Annotated in this window: 13 protein-coding genes; 5 read left to right on the top strand and 8 right to left on the bottom strand. The window is 63.0% G+C overall.

Annotation, left to right across the window (positions count from 1 at the left end; all coding sequences use genetic code 11):
* Nucleotides 1-9 precede the first annotated feature (9 nt).
* The 6 genes from recN to EB835_RS17670 are packed head-to-tail and all read right to left on the bottom strand — an operon-like array spanning nucleotide 10 to nucleotide 5,615.
* Entirely contained in the window at nucleotides 10-1,713 is a 1,704-nt protein-coding gene (gene recN / locus EB835_RS17695; protein ID WP_135810768.1) for a DNA repair protein RecN, read from the bottom strand.
* Nucleotides 1,714-2,655, bottom strand: a complete 942-nt coding sequence (locus tag EB835_RS17690; protein WP_135810767.1) for an NAD kinase — start codon at nucleotides 2,653-2,655, stop codon at nucleotides 1,714-1,716.
* A complete protein-coding gene (locus EB835_RS17685) occupies nucleotides 2,652-3,482 on the bottom strand; it encodes a TlyA family RNA methyltransferase (protein ID WP_135810766.1) in 831 nt (276 codons plus the stop codon). Before EB835_RS17685 ends, EB835_RS17690 begins: the two co-directional genes overlap by 4 nt.
* Nucleotides 3,479-3,676, bottom strand: coding sequence for a hypothetical protein (locus EB835_RS17680; protein ID WP_135810765.1), 198 nt, complete (start codon nucleotides 3,674-3,676; stop codon nucleotides 3,479-3,481). Before EB835_RS17680 ends, EB835_RS17685 begins: the two co-directional genes overlap by 4 nt.
* Nucleotides 3,673-4,650 (bottom strand): HAD-IIA family hydrolase, encoded by a 978-nt coding sequence (locus EB835_RS17675; RefSeq protein WP_240688833.1) that lies wholly within the window; start codon nucleotides 4,648-4,650, stop codon nucleotides 3,673-3,675. Before EB835_RS17675 ends, EB835_RS17680 begins: the two co-directional genes overlap by 4 nt.
* A complete protein-coding gene (locus tag EB835_RS17670) occupies nucleotides 4,647-5,615 on the bottom strand; it encodes a hypothetical protein (protein ID WP_240688832.1) in 969 nt (322 codons plus the stop codon). Before EB835_RS17670 ends, EB835_RS17675 begins: the two co-directional genes overlap by 4 nt.
* On the opposite strand from EB835_RS17670, the gene EB835_RS17665 reads away from it, so the two are divergent.
* From EB835_RS17665 to EB835_RS17650, 4 genes are all read left to right on the top strand, one after another.
* Nucleotides 5,553-6,461 carry a hypothetical protein gene (locus EB835_RS17665; protein WP_135810764.1) on the top strand — a complete coding sequence of 303 codons (909 nt, stop codon included), beginning with the start codon at nucleotides 5,553-5,555 and terminating at the stop codon, nucleotides 6,459-6,461. The two genes, EB835_RS17670 and EB835_RS17665, sit on opposite strands and share 63 nt — an antisense overlap.
* 702 nt (nucleotides 6,462-7,163) lie before the next feature.
* Nucleotides 7,164-8,642 carry an aldehyde dehydrogenase family protein gene (locus EB835_RS17660; protein WP_135810763.1) on the top strand — a complete coding sequence of 493 codons (1,479 nt, stop codon included), beginning with the start codon at nucleotides 7,164-7,166 and terminating at the stop codon, nucleotides 8,640-8,642.
* A 65-nt stretch (nucleotides 8,643-8,707) separates the two neighbouring features.
* Nucleotides 8,708-10,288, top strand: a complete 1,581-nt coding sequence (locus EB835_RS17655; protein ID WP_135810762.1) for a GMC family oxidoreductase — start codon at nucleotides 8,708-8,710, stop codon at nucleotides 10,286-10,288.
* A gap of 145 nt (nucleotides 10,289-10,433) precedes the next feature.
* Entirely contained in the window at nucleotides 10,434-11,405 is a 972-nt protein-coding gene (locus tag EB835_RS17650) for an AbiH family protein (protein WP_135810761.1), read from the top strand.
* A 237-nt stretch (nucleotides 11,406-11,642) separates the two neighbouring features.
* On the opposite strand, the gene EB835_RS17645 is transcribed toward EB835_RS17650, so the two are convergent.
* A complete protein-coding gene (locus tag EB835_RS17645; RefSeq protein ID WP_135810760.1) occupies nucleotides 11,643-13,445 on the bottom strand; it encodes a BCCT family transporter in 1,803 nt (600 codons plus the stop codon).
* A 177-nt stretch (nucleotides 13,446-13,622) separates the two neighbouring features.
* Here EB835_RS17645 and EB835_RS20335 point away from each other — a divergent pair, with 177 nt between their 5' ends.
* Nucleotides 13,623-14,177, top strand: coding sequence for a hypothetical protein (locus EB835_RS20335; protein ID WP_168216779.1), 555 nt, complete (start codon nucleotides 13,623-13,625; stop codon nucleotides 14,175-14,177).
* A 168-nt stretch (nucleotides 14,178-14,345) separates the two neighbouring features.
* Here the strand turns inward: EB835_RS20335 and EB835_RS17635 are convergent, their stop codons facing one another.
* Complete coding sequence (locus EB835_RS17635; protein ID WP_135810759.1) at nucleotides 14,346-14,738, bottom strand: hypothetical protein; 393 nt, start codon at nucleotides 14,736-14,738, stop codon at nucleotides 14,346-14,348.
* Nucleotides 14,739-14,908 lie beyond the last annotated feature (170 nt).

The raw sequence follows: 14,908 nt of genomic DNA, 5'->3' as shown, positions 1-14,908 counted from the left end.
CCCATTCTCTCATGTGGCCCCAACGCCCAAGTCCTTGACCTGCCGCGCATTGTCGAGGAGTTCGGCTGCGTGGGCCTTCGCCGAGGCGGAGTCGTCCATGCCCGCCAGCATGCGGGAGAGTTCGACGACGCGTTCCTCATCGTCCAGTTCCTGCACTCCCGAGCGCACGGTCTCGGCGTCATCGTCCTTGACGATGGTCACGTGGGTGTCCGCCCAGGCGGCGACCTGCGGCAGGTGGGTGACGACGATGACCTGGGCGCCCCGGGCGAGTTTGGCCAGCCGGCGGCCGATCTCCACGGCCGCTTTGCCGCCCACGCCGGCATCGACTTCGTCGAAGACGTAGGTGGGGATGGATTCGCTGGCGGCTCTGACGACTTCGATGGCGAGCATGACGCGGGAGAGTTCGCCACCGCTGGCGATCTTCGCAATATCGTCGGGGATGGAGGATTCGTGGGCGGCGAACGTCAGCCGGACCTCGTCGGCCCCGTGGGTGGTGGGTTCGCGTTCGGTGATCTCGAAGGCGACTGACGCCTTCGGCATCGACAGGGCGGCGAGTTCTTCGCTGACCGCTGCGGAGAATTCGTCTGCGGTGGCACGGCGGATCTCGGTGAGCGCCGAGGCGGCCGCCTCCATGGTCTCGCGGGCCTCAATGAGTTCGGCGTCGAGTCCGTCGAGGTCGCGGTCCTCGGCCTCGAGTTCGGCCAGTTCGGCCGCCGATCGGGTTTCGAAGTCAAGCACTTCGGTCACGTCCTGGCCGTAGGGGGCCAACGTGCCGAGTTCGGCGCGGCGGGCTTCGGTCTCCTCCAGTGAGGTCTCTCCGAGTTCGTCGAAGCCAGAGAGGTAGCTCGACAGTTCGGCAGCGGAGTCGGACAACCGCAGCACGGCGTCGTTCAGGGCCTCGCGGGTGGTGACGAGTTCCTTGTCCGAACTCTCGACATCGGCGATCGTGCTGATGGCCTGATGGACGAGGTCGACGGCGGCTCCCGCATCGTCGATCTCCGAGCCGAGCAGCAGGTCGTGGGCGGCACCGACGGCGCGGGTGATCTCGGCGGCGGAACCGAGTTTCGCCGCCTGCGCGGCCAGGGTCTCGTCTTCGCCGGGTTCGGGGCGGACCTTGTCGATGGTCTCCAGGCAGCCGCGCAGCCACAGGATGCGTTCGCGCCGTGCTGCGGTGGAGTCCTTGATGCGGGTGACGCGGGCTTCGGTCTCGCGCCAGTTCTCGAAGGCGGCACGGTAGCGGTCGGCCACCTCGGTCAGCGCCGGCCCGCCCGCGGCGTCGAGGAGGTGACGCTGTTGGGCGGGGCCTTTGAGGCGCAGCTGTTCGGACTGGCCGTGGAGAGTGATGAGGTCGGCGGAGATGTCGGTGAGCACGGAGATCGGCACCGTGCGTCCGCCCGCAGTGGCCCGTGCTCTGCCCTTGCGCGCCACGGTGCGGGAGATGATGGCTTCGTCGTCGGCGCTGCCGCCGGCATCAATGATGCGCTCGCGCACGGGCCCGGCGACTCCGGTGAAGATGCCTTCGACTTCGGCCTTCTCCGCACCCTTGCGCACGACTCCGGAACCGACCTTGCGGCCCATGAGCAGCGACAGGGCGGAGACGAACATGGTCTTTCCCGCACCGGTCTCACCGGTGACGACGGTGAAGCCGGTGTCGAGTTCGACGGCGGCTTCGGCAATGACGCCGAGGTGGGAGATGCGCAGTTCGGAGATCATTCAGGCCTCCTTGATCGGTCCTCGCCAGCCGGAGACGGGCAGGCGGAACTTCGCGACGAGTCGGTCGGTGAAAGGGCCGGTGTGGAGGCGGGCGAGTCTGATCGGTGACTTCGAGCGGGTGGCTTCGACGCGGGCCCCGGACGGCAGTTCGAGGGCGCGGCGGCCGTCGCACCACAGCACGGCGGAGAATTCGGGGTTCCGCGGTGAGATCTCCACGCCGAGGCGGGAGGTCGGGTTGACGACGAGCGGTTTGGAGAACAGGGCGTGGGCGGAGATCGGGACGAGGATGAGCGCCTCGACCTCGGGCCAGACGATGGGTCCGCCGGCGGAGAACGAGTAGGCGGTGGAGCCGGTGGGGGTGGCGAGGATGACGCCGTCGCAGCCGAAGGAGGACACGGGGCGGGCGTCGACGCCGAGGACGACATCGATCATCCGGGATTTCGAGGTCTTCTCGATGGTCGCCTCGTTCAGTGCCCAGGCGTTGAAGATGTTCTCGCCTTCGTGCCATACGGACACGTCGAGGGCGAGTCGTTCCTCGACGGAGTAGTCGCGTTGGGAGGCACGGTGGACCGCCTCGGCGAGGTCTTCCTTCTCGCTTTCGGCGAGGAAGCCGACATGGCCTAAGTTGACGCCCATGAGCGGGGCGCCGGAGCCGTGGAAGCGTTCGGCGGCGCGCAGGATCGTGCCGTCTCCGCCCAAGACGATGACGAGTTCGCAGGCGTCCTTCCACTCCCCCAGTTCGGAGGGGTCGATGATGGTGCAGTGGTGAAGGATGTTCTCGTCGTCGACGGCTTCGGCCTGGCGGGCGCGGATGCCGACGATCTCATCGGAGAGGACGACGGGGGTGACTCCGTCGTCGAGGAGGGCCTTGCATACGCTGACAGCGGCCACGGCCGACTCATCACGTTGGGGGTGCAGCAGCACCATGATGTGTCTGGTCACGACTCTCCTCTCATCATTTCGTCCAGGTGGGCGGGGATGTCTGCTTGGTCGAGCCTATCGGACTGATCATGTGTTCGGCCTGGTCGAACACGCAGGAAGTACTCACGGTTGCCGCTGGGGCCGGGCAATGAGGAGGGTGCGATGTCGGTGACGCGGGCGTCGTGGTCGTTCACGGCGTCGAGGACGGAGTCGATGGCGCGGCGGCGGCCGTCCCGGCTGGTGACGACTCCGTGCTTGTCCAGGGAGGCGCGTGCCAGTTCGAACTGGGGTTTGACCATGAGGAGGAGATCGCCGGCTGCGGCGGTGGCGGCCAGCAGCGGGCCGATGAGCAGGCGCAGGGAGATGAAGGACACGTCGGCGACGACGAGGTCGACGGTGGGTACGTCGGAGTCGGCCAGTTCGCGGAGGTTGAGTCCTTCCCGGACGTGCACGCGCGGGTCGTCGCGGAGGACGGGCGCGAGTTGGTCGTGGCCGACGTCGACGGCCCAGACGTCGCTCACACCGTGGTGGAGCAGGACCTGGGTGAAGCCGCCGGTGGAGGCTCCCGCGTCGAGGGCGGTCAGCCCGGCGAAGGGGCTTGGGTCGGCGGTCGTGCCTGAAGTGGTGAGCCCAAAGGCGTCGAGGGCGCCGAGGAGTTTGTGGGCGCTGCGGGCGACCCAGGGGTCGGGTGCAGTGACGGTGAGTTCGTCGGTGTCGGTCACGTCGTGGGAGGCTTTCGCGGAAGTGTGGCCGTTGATGCTGACACGACCGGCGGCGATTTCGCGGGCGGCGCGGGAACGGGAGTTCACCAGCCCGCGGTCGACGAGTGCCCGGTCGAGTCTGCTCACAAGGAACCCACCTGCGCGTCGAGGTCGCCCAGCAGGGAGTTCAGATGTTCGTGGCGCTGCGCGGCCGGTGCCTCTTTGGCTTCGGCGAGGCTGGCCCGCCAGGCTTCGACCGGCACGTCCCCGCTCACCGAGGCGGGAGTCGGCCCGGGGTTCGCCGTCGGATTCGGTCCGGTCGGTTCTGGAGTTTCGCTCATGAGTCTTCCCCGATCCGACAGGGCAGGCGTCCTTCGGCCAGAATCGCCTCGGCGTCGGTCTCCCCCGCATCGATGGCCGCCCATCCACGGCGGAGTTCGGCTTCGATTCGGGCCGATTCGCCACGGTCGGTGCCGGTGATGAGCGCTTGGAGGCCGCGCAGATTCGAAAGGATGAAGGTCGGTCGGCTCTCCGGTCCCGCCCGCAGGGCATCGTGGATGTCGTGGATTCCGGTGAGCACGAGTGCGGTGTCGATTCCGGCGGCGCAACCGCCTTCGATGTCGGTGTTGAGGCGGTCGCCGACCATGAGCGGGCGACGTGCACCGAGGCGGCCGGCCGCGAAGTCCATCATGTGCGGGGCGGGTTTGCCCACGATGACGGGGGTGGTGTCGGTCAGGCGGGAGATGAGGTCGACGAAGGCACCGTTGCCGGGGACTTTCCCTGTCTCCGTGAGGAGGGAGAAGTCGGGGTTGCTCGCCCACCATTCGGCACCGGAGCGGATGATGTCGCAGGTGCGGACGATCTTCGCGTAGTCGATCTCCGGGTCGAGTCCTTGGGCGACGGCGACGGGGTTCGCGTCCGGCGAGTCCGTGATTTCGAGTCCGGCGTCTGTCAGGGCGGTGCGCAGTCCGATCGTGCCGAGCAGGTGGACGCGTGCGCCGGGTCCGAATCGTTCGGCCAGGCGTTCGGCGAGCACCTGCGCCGAGGTGGTCACTTCGTCAGCTGAGGCGTCGACACCCATTCCGGTGATCTTCTCGGCGGTGGCAACGGCTGTGCGGGTGGCGTTGTTCGTGACGTAGTTGACGGGGATCGACTGGGAGTGGAGCCAGTTGATGCCGTCGGCGGCACCGTCGATGGCGTGGCTGCCGTGGTAGACCACACCGTCGAGGTCGAACAGGACGCAGTCGATGGGCACGCCCGATGATTCGGACGCGGCTCCATCTGCTATGTGCTCCTGTTCGGCGGCGAGTGTCACTGGTCTCCGTCGGCCTCGGCGGCTGTTGTTTCGGCTGTTTGAGCGTCAACTGGTGCTTCGGAGCCGGCGTCGGAACTGGCGTCAGAGCCGGCGTCGGCGAGGAGCTCGTCGAGTTCGGCTTCGATCTCGTCGTCGGTGACCTTGACCGACTTCAGTTCCTTCGCCGAGACGTGGGTCTTCGATTTCGGTGCCGCGGCAGATGTGTCGGACACGGCATCGGCGTCGCTTGCCGAGTCTCCCGCAGCTTCCGCGGTCTCAGACTCTGCAGCCTCAGTCTCTGCTGCGTCACCGTCAGATGTCTCGTCGTCGGCTTCGGAACCCTCTGCTTCGCGAACCTCACCGTCGGCCGCGGGAGCTTCGGGCTCGTCCTCGATCTCTTCGACGGTCTCGATTTCGACTCCGGCGTTGAGGTCCGGTTCTTCATCCCCGAAGAGGGTGCCGGTCGCTTTCGCGGTCCGGCGGGAGAGCTCTTCGTATTTGTCAGCGAGTTCGGCTTCGCCGTCGATGCGCAGCACCTCGGCGTAGGCGGCCATGAGACGGACGAGTCCGCCGCTGGGCTTCTGAGTGAAGTCCTCGGCCTCAATGAGTCGACGCGCACCGGCGATGTCGTCGAGGTCGGACTTGGCTCCGGCCGCAACGATGACGAGCTCGGTGCGGGTGTCATTGTCGACGTCGAGGTCCTCGATGTTCTGCAGCAGTTCAAGGGCCTTCTCGGGCTTGCCGCGGCCGCGTTCGGCGTCGGCGATCAGCGCAATGTTGTCGTTCGAGCCGGAGATGCGACGGTGGGTGCGCAGTTCGCGGACAGCTTCGTCGTACTGCTCCACGTAGTACGCGGCGATGCCGAGTGCCTCCCGAACGACGGCGACACGGCCGGCGCGGGCCATCGCGGCTTTGGCGTGTTCGTGGGCGCGTTCCGGGTCGAGGTCGAGCAGCCCGCCTGCGGCGACGAGGTGCTTGGCGACCATGCCGGCGTTCTCTTTGTCGAGGGACCGCAGCTGCGAGGAGATCTCTTTGTCGAGCTCGCGGCCGGTGACGCCTTCGGGGATCTCAGGTTCCTGAATACGCGGGCGCCGGGCGCGCTGTTCGCGTGCGTATTCCCCGGTATCGGTCTTGCGTGGTGCACGGCGGTCGTTCTCGTTGCGACCGTATCCTCCGCGACCGCGTCCACCGCGGTCGCTGTGGCGGTCGTCATCGCGGCGCTTGCCCTGGTAGCCGCCTCGGCGATCGTCGTTGTTGCCCCGGTATCCTCCGCGACGGTCGTCATCACGGCGATTGCCCTGGTACCCACCACGACGGTCATCATCGTTGCGACGGTTCCCCTGGTACCCACCGCGGCGGTCATCACCTTCACGACGATCCCGATTGAAACCACCACGACGATCATCGTCGTTCCGACGGTTCTGGCCGTAGCCGCCTCGGCGATCATCGTTGTCGCCGCGGTTGCCGCGGTATCCGCCACGACGGTCATCATCACGACGATTGCCCTGGTAACCGCCCCGCCGGTCATCATCACGACGGTTCCCCTGGTAACCGCCTCGCCGGTTATCATCGTTCCTGCGATCGCGGTTGAAACCGCCCCGACGATCATCGTCGCTACGACGGTTACCTTGGTAACCACCTCGCCGATCGTCGTCGCGACGGTTGCCTTGGTAACCACCTCGCCGATCGTCGTCTCGCCGATTGCCTTGGTAACCGCCGCGACGGTCATCGTCGCGACGGTTGCCCTGGTAGCCGCCTCGGCGGTCGGACTGGCGTGGCCCGCGGCCGTCCCGGTTATCCGGTCGACGGTTCCGATTGTTGTCGCGATCTGAGCGGTGACCGCCATCTGCGCGGCGGTTGTCCTGGCTGTCTCGCGAATCCCCTTGGGCCACGATTCTCCCTATGAAGTCTCTTCGATGTTCCGCTCTATTCTAGTCCACTCACCGCTGGCCTGCCTTGTGGGCGGGAACACGTCAGCGCGCCGATTCCGCCGATGGCTGTGCCCGCCATTCCGTGAGTCTGTGCCCAGGTCAACGCCTCAGCGCTCTGTTAGAATCGTGGCGAATCCAGTGGAACGGCCGACGGCAATCGAATAGGTTCGGCGGCAGCGAATATCTGCGCCGCCTCAACACCAGGGGATGAATGACATCTGACGTGGAAGCTCATTGTGCGGAAGACGGACGTCTCCGCGACTCCACGAGCAGAATTTCTGGTCCTACCCTCGCCCCGCCGCCATCGGGGGCCACTGTGTCTTTGCCGAAAGACGGCACACCAGTGTCGGCTGCAGTCCCCCATCAGGCGATGATCAAATTCACTTGTCTTTGTGACCAGCATCATCGGATTGCGCATCCGGCCCCAGACTTCGCATATCGTGTTGCCCGGATGTATCTGAATCGACGCGGCCGAAACGGTTTGCCTGACAGCTCAGATGGCAGATTCTCAACCGGTATGCGTCACAGTGACGCCGCATGTTCCACTGCCGCGGCCGCGCGTCAGATCACACAGTCGTTCACCCGCTAGGAAAAGGAGAAATCGTGCCAAACACACTCTTCATCGACGGACAGTGGGTTTCAGCCGTCAACGGTGGAACCCGGAAGATCCATAACCCAGCCGACGGCAGCTTTGTCGCCGAGGTGGACGAGGCCAGCCCCGCAGACACCGAGCTGGCCATCAAGGCCGCCCGCCGTGCCTTCGACTCCGGCGTCTGGTCCTCCGTTCCCGCCAGCGAACGCGGCGACCTGCTGCTGAAGTTCGCCGCCACCCTGCGTGAGCGCAAGGACGAATTCGCACGTGCCGAGTCCCTGGACACCGGCAAGCGCTTCGTCGAATCGCAGATCGACATGGACGACATCGCGAACTGCTTCGACTACTTCGGCAAGCTGTCCGGAAACGATGCCGGTCGCGTCGTCGATGCCGGCACCGACACCGTGGCCAGCAAGATCGTGCACGAACCCGTCGGCGTCTGCGCGCTCATCACTCCGTGGAACTACCCGCTGCTGCAGGCTGCCTGGAAGATCGCCCCGGCCATCGCCGCCGGCAACACCTTCGTCCTCAAGCCTGCCGAGCTGACCCCGCACACCGCGATCCTCACCATGCAGGTGCTCGAAGAGCTCGGTCTGCCGGCCGGAGTCGGCAACCTCATCCTCGGCGCGGGTGCCGATGCCGGTGCCCCGCTGTCGACTCATGAGGACATCGACATGGTCTCGTTCACCGGTGGACTGGTCACCGGTCGTCTGCTGGCGCGCAACGCCGCCGACACGATCAAGAAGATCGCCCTCGAGCTCGGCGGCAAGAACCCGAACGTCATCTTCGCCGATGCCGACTTCGACGCGGCCCTGGACAACGCGCTCAACGGCGCTTTCGTCCACTCCGGTCAGGTGTGCTCGGCCGGTGCCCGACTCATCGTCGAGGAATCCATTGCCGAGGAATTCGTCAACCGCCTCGTCGAGCGTGCCGAGCAGATCCGCCTCGGCGGTCCCTTCGATGACAACGCCGAGACCGGCCCCCTGATCTCGAAGGCCCACCGCGACAAGGTGCATGCCTATGTCGAGAAGGGTGTCGCCGAAGGTGCGCGTCTGCGCTGCGGCGGCAAGTTCGGTGAAGGTGATCTGGCCGACGGCTTCTACTACCTGCCCACCGTGCTCGACCAGGTCAAGCGCGGAATGTCCGTCGTCTCCGATGAGGCCTTCGGTCCTGTCGTCACCGTCGAGACCTTCTCCACGGTTGACGAAGCCGTCGAGATCGCCAACGACACCTACTACGGACTGGCCGGAGCCGTGTGGAGCCAAGATGCGGGCAAGACCCAGCTGGTCGCTCAGCGCCTGCGCCACGGCACCATCTGGATCAACGACTTCCACCCCTACCTGCCGCAGGCCGAATGGGGCGGTTACAAACAGTCCGGTTTCGGTCGCGAGCTCGGGCCCACGGGTCTGGCCGAGTACCAGGAAGCCAAGCACATCTACCAGAACCTCGAACCGGCAGTCACCGGTTGGTTCCCCGACCACACCAAGTGACCGTGAGGTCGTCGGCGACGATCAGAGCGTTGCCGACGATCACCGCAATGTGACGATCACCGCAGATGAAGGAGAGATGGACAGTGGAGACAACTCATAGTTTTGACTACGTCGTCGTTGGCGGCGGCTCTGCAGGTGCGGCGGTGGCTGCCCGCCTGAGCGAAGACCCCAAGGTCAGCGTCGGCCTGCTCGAGGCCGGCCCGACCGACGTCGGTGAGGACGTCATCTTGCGACTCAACCGTTGGATGGAGCTCCTCGAGTCCGGTTTCGACTGGGACTACCCGATCGAAGAGCAGGAGAACGGCAACTCGCACATGCGTCATGCCCGTGCGAAGGTGCTCGGCGGCTGCTCCTCGCACAACTCCTGCATCGCCTTCTGGGCCCCTCGTGAGGACCTTGACGACTGGGAGTCGAAGTACGGTGCCGCCGGTTGGGGTTCGAAGGACACCTTCGGTCTGTACAAGAAGCTCGAGAACAACGAGCTGCCCGGAGACCACCACGGTCACGACGGACCCGTGAGCCTGATGAACGTGCCGGCGGTCGACCCCTGCGGCGTCGCTCTCCTCGACGCCTGCGAGGAAGCCGGAATCCCCCGTGTGCAGTTCAACGAGGGTGAGACCGTCATCAACGGAGCGAACTTCTTCCAGGTCAACCGCAAGGCCGACGGCACCCGTTCGTCCTCCTCGGTGTCCTACCTGCATCCGATCCTCGACCGTGAGAACCTCACGATCCTCACCGACACTCATGCCAAGGAGCTCGAGTTCGATGAGAACGACAACTGCACCGCCGTGCACGTGGTCAACAATGCCTTCGGCAAGACCAACCGGATCGAGGCGAAGCGCGAAGTCATCGTCTCCTCGGGTGCGATCAACACCCCGCAGCTGCTCATGCTCTCGGGCATCGGGCCGAAGGATCACCTCGCCGAGGTGGGCATCGACGTCCGCGTGGATTCGCCGGGAGTCGGTGAGCACCTGCAGGACCACCCCGAGGGTGTCATCTCCTGGGAGGCCAAGAAGCCCATGGTCGAGGATTCGACCCAGTGGTGGGAGATCGGCATCTTCTCCCCCACCGAGGAGGGCCTTGACCGTCCCGACCTCATGATGCACTACGGTTCGGTGCCGTTCGACATGCACACGCTGCGTCAGGGATACCCGACCTCGGAGAACACCTTCTGCCTGACCCCGAACGTCACGCATGCGCGTTCGCGGGGAACCGTGCGCCTGCGGTCGAAGGATTTCCGGGACAAGCCGAAGGTCGATCCGCGCTACTTCACCGATCCCGAAGGCCACGACATGCGCGTCATGGTCGCCGGCATCAAGAAGGCCCGCGAGATCATCTCGCAGGACTCAATGTCAGAGTGGGCCGGCGAAGAGCTGTTCCCCGGCAAGGACGTCCAAACCGACGAGCAGATCGCCGACTACATCTCGCGGACGCACAACACCGTCTACCATCCAGTGGGCACGACCCGGATGGGTGCCGCCGATGATGCTCAGTCGCCCTTGGATCCCCAGCTGCGGGTCAAGGGCGTCAACCGGCTGCGCGTCGTCGACGCTTCGGCGATGCCGGAGATCACCACGGTCAACCCGAACATCACCGTGATGATGATGGGTGAGAAGTGCGCGGAGATGATCAAGTCCGGTCAGTGATCACTACGATAGTTATGTTTGACCCCAAAGTCGCCACGTAATCCCTCTTATACACATCAATGGGGCGGGAAGAACTTGTTGTTCTTCCCGCCCCATTGATGTAATAGTTGACTTGCAGAAATCCGCCTCAGCGAAAGGTAGCCACATGTCGTACCCATTAGATGCAGAAGAGTACCTGCAAAACCAAATATGGCAGCTACTACCAACACCAAAACCGCATCATATTGAGCATCTTGCAGTAATTGGAAATGGGCTGGATCTCGCAGTTGGCATAGACTCTCGATACATGAACTTTCGAGAATACTTTCTGAATGAAGCCGAAAGGTCCAATCAACTCGGCGACTCCTCACTTCAGAATATCTATCAGCAAATAGAGGAGATCACTGAGACAGACTGGTCAGATTTTGAAACAGCCCTGGCCAGCGTCAATCTGCCGTCATATGTCTCTGAGCTCGAATACCTCGACGCTGGAGACCTTAGCGAGATGGATCAACTCACAACTGAAGGAACCGAATACGGTGAGACCTTTACTAGCCTACTGTCCCAAATGTTCTGCGAATGGGTACGCAAAGAAGTCAGCCCGCAACCTCCCCAGCATAAACCGTTTAGCATTGCTCAATTGATTCACAGAGCACAAGCCTTCATAACCTTTAACTACACTACTACGCTCCAAAGACACTTCGGCGTTCCTGACTCCCAGATACTGCATATCCACGGAACGTCCGACTCCGAGAGCGGGCCCTACTTCGGGTGCCCCGAGGGAGTAACGCCGACGGACCAAGGCGGAAACTACGGCATCAGCTATTCGGTCAGAATACAAGCGCACAGACAATTGATTGATCAACTAATTAAACGCCCTCGAGTCGACCTAATCCATGCTTTCCTTGGCTCAGATCATAGCTTGAAAAGTATATCGTCGTATGGGTTTTCGTATGGCGAAGCTGATTTTGATTACGTCAACGCAATAATCTCACATACAGATCAGAACAGTGAGTGGATCAACTATTGCTACGGCAAAAGTGGACAACAGCCAGAGGATACCGCGATTGCTAGTAGTTGTCACGAGATTTTGAGAGACCTCGGGTACCGCGGAAAACTAACATTCCAATCTGCATAGTTGCAACTTAATGAGTAGCCGCGACTGTTGGGTTGTCGGATATTGGGAAGCAACCACGCACCGATACAAACATGGCTTTCTGTCGTTCATCAATTTGAATCCGAACTTCCAATGTCTTCGGCTCATTCGCGACGCTCCAATGACACTATTGCGGTAACGACTGGGGTGGCGACTTTTTGCATCTGCCCGCCGCCCCGTAGTCGTACCAGTACTCAAAAGTCTGAACATCAGCCAGCTTCAGTCCGAGTCCTCGCCCTTGCCTTGGCTCGAGCTGCCCGAACGGCTTCCCGTGCGACTGGCCAGTGTCCCCTCGCGTCGACCCTTGTGACGGGGTGATTCGATATAGGGGTCACGGAACTCCGGTGCCGGTTCGACTGCTTCAGGTTCGGTGACGACTTCCTCGTGCTCGTCGTATTCGTGACCGAACTGTTCGTCTCCGCCTTGACGGCGTTCGACTTCTTCGGGCGGCAGAACCTTCTTCCAGCGGCGCATGCGCACACGCGGCAGTATGCCGGCGTCCTCGCGCAGGGCGCGCATGAGGGCGTAGATCTGGAAGTAGGCGATGATGAAGAACGGCAGGCCGACGAGGATGATCGTCGACTGCAGTGCTTCGAGGCCGCCGGAACCGGAGAACACCAGCAGCGCGGCGGTCACGACGGCGACGGCCAGTGCCCAGAAGATCCGCTGCGGCAGCGGGTTGAAGTCTTCGTGACCGTTGTTCATCGTGTCGACGACGAGCGCGGCGGAGTCCACCGATGTGACGAAGAAGATCACTACGAGGACGATCGCGATCACCGATATCGGCCCGGCCAGCGGATAGTGGTCGAGGAACGCGAACAGCGCACCCGGGATGTCTCCCTGATCGACGACTCGGTCGACCAGTCCCCCACCCTGGTTGAACTCGATGTCGAAGGAGGCATAGCCGAAGATGCCGAACCACAGTATCGAGAAGGCAGCGGGAACAGCGAGCACCCCGACGACGAACTGGCGGATGGTTCGTCCGCGGGAGATGCGGGAGATGAAGATTCCGACGAACGGCGACCAGGTGATCGTCCATGCCCAGTAGAAGACCGTCCACGTATTCTGCCAGCCGGTGTTGGCGAACGTGTCATTCCACAGCGCGAGTTCGGGCAGCTGTTGGATATAGGAGCCGAAGGACTCGAAGACGCCCTTGGCCATGAATAGGGTCGGACCGAAGACGACGATGAAGACAAGCAGCAGCACCGCCATGACGATGTTGATGTTCGACAGGACCTTGATGCCCTTATCCAGACCGAGCGAAACCGAGATCGTGGCCAACCCGCAGACGACACCGATGATGATCAGCTGCCAAAGGGCGTTCTCGGGGATGCCGAGCACCTGAGCGAGGCCGCCGTTGATCTGCAGTGTGCCCAGACCGATCGAGACGGCGATGCCGAAGACAGTGCCGATGATAGCCACAACGTCGATCGTCTTGCCGATGGGTCCGTGGATACGCTCCCCGAGGATGGGCTGGAAGATCGAGCTCACACGCGGCGGAAGATTCCGTTTGTGGATGAAGTACGCGAAGCACAGCGCGGGCAGGGTGAAGATCGCCCATGTGTGCAGGGTGAAGTGGTAGTACGTGAAGTTCATGGCGTCGGCCGCAGCGGCGGCCGTGCCCGCTTCGATCCCGAGGGATTCGCGGGGTGGGTCGCCGAAGTGACTGACGGGTTCGGCCACACCCCAGAACATGAGGATCGAGCCGATGCCGGCGGCGAAGAGCATGGCGAACCAGGCACCGTCGGAGTGCTCCGGCGGTTCGTCATCGGGGCCGAGTTTCACCCGTCCATAGCGGGAGGCGGCGACATAGATGAGGAAGCCGACGAAGACGGTGACACCGAGGATGTAGAACCATCCGAGGTTCGTAAGCAGCCAGTCGGAGGCGACAGAGACGCCGGCATCGAGGGCGTCGGTGAAGAAGATCGTCCCAAGGACGAAAATGATGATCACGGCCGCTGAGGAGAAGAAGATGGCCGGGTTGGTGCGGAGTCTCAGTGCGTCGTGCATTCTCTCGAGCATGGCGTACCTTCCGTAGGGATCTTGCCGTCCAGACTACAGAAGCATAACCCGATAGCGACAGAAGCAGTTGTCACGACTCCGAAACGTCCGGTGCGTTTGAGACGCCTCGCCGAGGCGGCCCACCCCGCCTTTCGGCCCGATCGTCTGCGTCGACCGGAAGTCCGGAAACGAAGCACGGTGCCCGAACCGTTTGCAGTTCGGGCACCGTTTCATATGCGGAACAAGGAAGACCTGTCAGTGTTTAGGAGCGCCGGTGTCACCGTCGTCGAAGGGATCCGTCCGCGGGTCGTGCTGAGTACCCGCCTCTGGCGTATCATCGTCCGGGCTGTCGGCAACATGGCGGGAGTCTCCGTCGTTCTGCGGCCCATCTGGGTCGAGCTCGTCAGCACGCTGCAGTTTGCGTTCGTGTTCGAGACGTTCCGCCTTCACAGCTTCTTCACGCTCGACTGCTTTAGAGTCGAGTTTTTCGGCGTCGGCTGCCTGACGTTCCGCTTCTGCGGCACGAGCGTCCGCTTCGGCTTTGGCCAGTTTGGCATCAGCGCGTTGCTTCTCGGCTTCGGCCTCACGAGCACGCACCTCGTGTTCGGATTCAGTCGCCTGCTGTCGAAGCTGTGCGGCTTCCTCTCGCTGACGTTCACGCTTCCTTGCGGCAGCTCTACGTCCAACGGCAATGATGATTCCCACGATAATCAGGACGACGACGATGGCGACGACGATCCAGATGATGGTTGATGCGTTCATGCGGTCTCTCCCCTTGCTGTCTGTTCGGATGTCGCTAGGCAATTGCATCCGGCGCAGCGGACAGTTTCATCGTGACATGCTGCACAGCCTTCGACAAGCACTGGGGTTTGCAGAAGACGACCAAGGTCGCTGAGCCCTGTTCACCGTATAGGCGGTTCGTCAGATGGGGTTGCCGCGCACCATCAGTTCCATGACGAGCCACTTGGCAAGCACTTCTGGATCGACCGCGAGCATATGAGGCATCCGAAGAAGCGTCCGCCGGCGTCCGGGGCTGTCGGCGGAACGGATGCTGACATCGATGTACGAGCTCACGTTGACCTTGGTGAGGTGAACTTCGAGAATGCGGGCCCATGGCACGACTGAGTCAGGAAAGTCTGGAGTATCGGCCCAGATGCCGTCGTCGCTGACGATCACCTGCGGCCCATGCGAATCGGCACGGCGCAGGCGGAGCGCTGAACCGGCAGACCGAAGGAACTGTTTGGTGCGTCCGAAACGGAATTCCACTCGGCCGTGCTGCGTGATCTCGCTCTGCAGCATCTCAATCGTCGTCATCGTATCCATCCGTGAATAGCAGAAAGGGGTTCCACGCCGACCAGCTTTCACCAGTCGGGATGGAACCCTTCCTCAAAAAATTATTGCGGCAGTCACTTACTCTCCCACAACCACCAAGTTGCAGTACCATCAGCGCGAATGGGCTTAGCTACCGGGATCGGAACGGTTAA

The sequence above is a fragment of the Brevibacterium sp. S22 genome, assembly GCF_004745485.1.
GTDB lineage: Bacteria > Actinomycetota > Actinomycetes > Actinomycetales > Brevibacteriaceae > Brevibacterium.
The sequence above is the reverse complement of the archived record's forward strand: the minus strand, read 5'-3'. Positions and strand labels throughout refer to the sequence as shown.

Excerpts from the sequence above, each read along its gene's own strand:
- EB835_RS17635 (WP_135810759.1), bottom strand. The coding sequence starts at position 14,738 with ATGACGACGATTGAGATGCTGCAGAGCGAGATCACGCAGCACGGCCGA.
- EB835_RS17680 (WP_135810765.1), bottom strand. The coding sequence starts at position 3,676 with ATGAGCGAAACTCCAGAACCGACCGGACCGAATCCGACGGCGAACCCC.
- EB835_RS17645 (WP_135810760.1), bottom strand. The coding sequence starts at position 13,445 with ATGCTCGAGAGAATGCACGACGCACTGAGACTCCGCACCAACCCGGCC.
- EB835_RS17670 (WP_240688832.1), bottom strand. The coding sequence starts at position 5,615 with ATGGTCGCCAAGCACCTCGTCGCCGCAGGCGGGCTGCTCGACCTCGAC.
- EB835_RS17655 (WP_135810762.1), top strand. The coding sequence starts at position 8,708 with ATGAAGGAGAGATGGACAGTGGAGACAACTCATAGTTTTGACTACGTC.
- EB835_RS17650 (WP_135810761.1), top strand. The coding sequence starts at position 10,434 with ATGTCGTACCCATTAGATGCAGAAGAGTACCTGCAAAACCAAATATGG.
- recN (WP_135810768.1), bottom strand. The coding sequence starts at position 1,713 with ATGATCTCCGAACTGCGCATCTCCCACCTCGGCGTCATTGCCGAAGCC.